Origin of the sequence: Mesorhizobium sp. M7A.F.Ca.ET.027.03.2.1 (genome assembly GCF_003999175.1) — a bacterium.
Taxonomy (GTDB): domain Bacteria; phylum Pseudomonadota; class Alphaproteobacteria; order Rhizobiales; family Rhizobiaceae; genus Mesorhizobium.
In genome coordinates this window covers 1-3,720 of record NZ_RZOM01000616.1, presented here as the reverse complement: position 1 = coordinate 3,720, position 3,720 = coordinate 1, and the positions used below count along the sequence as shown (strand labels likewise).

Genomic DNA, 3,720 nt, shown 5'->3' with positions numbered 1-3,720 from the left:
GCCTTGATCGTCGCCTTGCGGCCCTATGGCAACGAACTGATCCTGATGGTCAAGGCTTCCGCCATCGTCGCCATCATCACGGTCTATGATCTGATGGGCAATGCCAAGCTCGCCTTCGCCAACTCGTTCGACATCCAGGCCTATATCTGGGTCGCGCTCGTCTATCTGGTGATGGTCGAGATATTGCGTCATGGAGTCGAATGGATCGAGCGCCGGATCACCGTTCACCTGAAACGCTGACTATTTTCAAATTCAGCTGCACCAGTCGATCCTGCCCTGCGCATCTTGACGAATTGCGCGCAGAGCCTAGACGTCTCGCAGCAAATTCCGTTTCTGAAGGGCAAGCTCATGGCATCTGTTGCATTTCTCGGTCTTGGCGTGATGGGCTATCCGATGGCCGGGCACTTGAAGAACAAGGGCGGCCATGACGTCACCGTCTACAACCGCACCAAGGCCAAGGCCGAGCAATGGGTTGGCCGGCATGGCGGTAGCCTTGCGGCGACGCCAGCACAGGCCGCCGAAGGCAAGGATTTTGTCTTCTCCTGTGTCGGCAATGACGACGATTTGCGTTCGGTGACGACCGGTCCGGAAGGCGCCTTCAAATCGATGAAGAAGGGTTCGGTCTTCATCGACAACACCACGGCCTCGGCCGAGGTCGCTCGCGAGCTGGCGGCGGCGGCGCAAGTCGGTGGTTTTTCGTTTCTCGACGCGCCGGTCTCGGGCGGCCAGGCCGGCGCCGAGAACGGCGTGCTGACCGTCATGGTCGGCGGCGAGCAGGACGCTTTCGACAGAGCGAAGCCTGTCATCGACGCTTTTGCCCGCATGGTCGGCTTGATGGGGTCGGCCGGTGCCGGCCAGCTCACCAAGATGATCAACCAGATCACCATCGCCGGTCTCGTCCAGGGCCTGGCCGAAGGCATCCATTTTGGCAAGAAGGCCGGGCTCGACATCGAGAAGGTGATCGAGGTGATTTCCAAGGGCGCCGCGGGCTCCTGGCAGATGGAGAACCGCCACAAGACGATGAACGCCGGCAAATATGATTTCGGCTTCGCCGTCGACTGGATGCGCAAGGATCTCGGCATCTGCCTGGCCGAGGCCGATCGCAATGGCGCCAGACTGCCGGTCACCGCACTCGTCGACCAGTTCTACAAGGATGTGCAGGCGATGGGTGGCAAGCGCTGGGACACGTCCTCGCTGCTCGCCCGTCTCGAGAAATAGGTTTCTGCGGTGGCAGAGCTTTCGCCTCAGTCAAGTGTCGCGGAAATCGTCGCCCATCTGCGCGCTATCGGATCGGAGGAGAACCGCCTCGGCATGTTGCGCTACGGCATCAAGATCGACCGTGCACTTGGTATCACGCACGGCATGCAGCGGCAGATCGCCAGGAAGATCAAACGCAACCACGAGCGCGCCTTCGAGCTATGGGACACCGGCATCATGGAGGCGCAGTTCATCGCCTCCGTCACGGCTGACCCGAAACGGTTTTCTGCTGAAGATGCAAGACGATGGGCGGCTAGTTTCGACTCCTGGGACATCGTCGACGGCGTCTCCGATCTCTTTGTCGATACGGACGCCTGGAAAGAACTGATCGCCGAGTTTGCGGCCGATGAGCGGGAGTTCGTTCGGCGCACGGCCTTCGCCATGATGGCCTGGTCCGTCGTCCACCGGAAGAAGGAGCCAGGGGCGACCTTCCTCTCCTTCCTGCCGATCATCGAAACGCATGCGAACGACAGCCGCAATTTCGTGAAGAAGGCCGTGAACTGGGCGCTTCGGTCGATCGGCAAACGATCGATGGACATGCACGGCGCTGCCCTGGCTGTCGCCGAACGGCTGGCGCAGTCGACCGACAGGACGGCGCGCTGGATCGGCAAGGACGCGGTAAGGGAGCTGTCCAATGCCAAGACGCTGGCGCGGATCGCCGCAAGGAAAGGCTGACGGCGCGGAAACCCGCTTTCCGCATGTCTGGATCTCGCCGACATGTGATGCGGCGGGAGCGTTGACGTCGCTGACAGCGGCGTCTTTACTGAGCTTCAAAGGTATGCGGCCAATGAGCAATCCTCCCATATCAATCCTGGCGTTCGCAGCGGCATTGTTTGTGTCCGCGGCCACCGATGCCTCGGCCGAGACCGCGCACATATTCTGGAAGGATCTGCGTCCGGCTACGCAATCCGCCGCCGAAAACGTCGGGCTGCCGATGATCGCGGAAAAATTGCCCGACCATGGCGAGACGCTGTCCCTCAACCTGCAGGACAAAAGCATTCAGCTAGCCGGCTACGCATTGCCGGTCGATCGCGATGGCGATCTCGTCTATCAGTTCCTGCTGGTGCCCTGGACGGGTGCGTGCAGCCACATGCCGACGCCCCCGCCCAACCAGATTGTCTTGGTCACGCCGGCCCGTCCCTACAAAATGTCCGAGGCGTATCAGCCTGTCGCGGTCACCGGCGCGCTGAAGCCGGACATGGAGAAGAGCCAGCTGTTCATCCTCGACGGCGTCAGCGTCATCCAGTCTGGCTACAGCGTCCGCAAGGCAGATGTGGTCGCTGTCGGCAGCGTGCCGGACACCGTCACCCTGCCGGTCAATTCTCCCTGGAGTTTCCTCAACAAAAAGAAGAACTAAGCAGGACAACCTGCTGCAGTTCAGGCGGCGTTGGCACCCGATTCCTTGTCCAGCACCATGTAGTCGAGCGGGATTTCGGTCGTGTACTTGATCTGCTCCATGGCGAAGGATGATGAAACGTCACGGATTTCGATCTTGGCGATCAGCCGCTTGTAGAAGGCGTCATAGGCCGCGATGTCGGGCACCACGACGCGCAGGAGATAGTCGACGTCGCCGCTCATGCGGTAGAACTCGACCACCTCGGGAAACTCCTGGATGACTTCCGAGAAACGCCGCAGCCATTCATGGCTATGCGAATTGGTGCGGATCGACACGAAGACGGTGACGCGCACATTGACCTTTTCATGGTCGAGAATGGCAACGCGCCGCTTGATGACGCCCTCCTCCTCGAGCTTCTGGATGCGCCTCCAGCAAGGCGTCGTCGACAGCCCGACTTTCTTGGCGACGTCGGCGACCGCGAGTGTCGCGTCCTCCTGCAAGAGGCGGAGGATTTTTCTATCGAGGCGATCCATATTTTGCTCCCCAGGGGAATAGATTGGCTATACTCCCCCTTATTTCGACCTTTCACAAGAAAGAAATTCTGCCAATTGATGGAAAAGCGAGTGATTTCTTGCTGAAAGATCATCTGAGGCGATAGCGGATTTCCGAACGCAGAAAAGGCAGCAAATCCATTTCAAACCATGGATTCTTCTTCAGCCAGCCGGTGTTGCGCCACGAGGGATGCGGCAGCGGCAGCACTTTGGGACCGACGGAATTCTCCCAGATGGAGCGCCAGTCCATGACCGTTTCCGTCAGTGAGGGCCGGCGCGCCGCACCCATGTGCCAGGACTGCGCATAGATGCCGATCGTCAGCACGAGATCGATCCGTGGCATCGAGGCCATCAATGGCGCGCGCCAGGCCGGCGCGCATTCGCGCCTCGGCGGCAGGTCTCCCCCCTTGGCATCCTGGCCGGGAAAGCAGAAACCCATCGGCACGATGGCGAATTTTTCGATGTCGTAGAATTCGTCGCTCGTCACGCCAAGCCAACTGCGCAAGCGATCGCCGGAGGCGTCGGTGAACGGCATGCCCGACAGATGCACCTTGGTCCCCGGCGCCTGGCTGGCGA

5 protein-coding genes and 1 pseudogene are annotated in these 3,720 nt (G+C 60.4%); 4 read left to right on the top strand and 2 right to left on the bottom strand.

From position 1 onward, the window contains the following. The 4 genes and pseudogenes from EN750_RS23425 to EN750_RS23410 form a co-directional block, all read left to right on the top strand. A pseudogene (locus EN750_RS23425) lies at nucleotides 1-240 on the top strand (amino acid ABC transporter permease); the annotation flags it as partial. Between the two features lie 108 nt (nucleotides 241-348). Continuing rightward, the gene (locus EN750_RS23420; protein WP_127397788.1) at nucleotides 349-1,218 is read left to right on the top strand and encodes an NAD(P)-dependent oxidoreductase; all 870 of its coding nucleotides are present in this window, start codon (nucleotides 349-351) and stop codon (nucleotides 1,216-1,218) included. Between the two features lie 9 nt (nucleotides 1,219-1,227). After that, nucleotides 1,228-1,932: a DNA alkylation repair protein gene (locus EN750_RS23415; protein WP_127397787.1), complete on the top strand. Its 705-nt coding sequence runs from the start codon at nucleotides 1,228-1,230 to the stop codon at nucleotides 1,930-1,932. 112 nt (nucleotides 1,933-2,044) lie between these two features. Then, nucleotides 2,045-2,614, top strand: coding sequence for a DUF3299 domain-containing protein (locus EN750_RS23410; protein WP_127397786.1), 570 nt, complete (start codon nucleotides 2,045-2,047; stop codon nucleotides 2,612-2,614). A 20-nt stretch (nucleotides 2,615-2,634) separates the two neighbouring features. Here the strand turns inward: EN750_RS23410 and EN750_RS23405 are convergent, their stop codons facing one another. Next, on the bottom strand, nucleotides 2,635-3,126 hold the full coding sequence (locus EN750_RS23405) for an Lrp/AsnC family transcriptional regulator (RefSeq protein ID WP_006205209.1): 492 nt from the start codon (nucleotides 3,124-3,126) through the stop codon (nucleotides 2,635-2,637). 109 nt (nucleotides 3,127-3,235) lie between these two features. Then, nucleotides 3,236-3,720: uracil-DNA glycosylase family protein (locus tag EN750_RS23400; RefSeq protein ID WP_127397785.1), on the bottom strand; the 485-nt coding region annotated here is incomplete at its 5' end.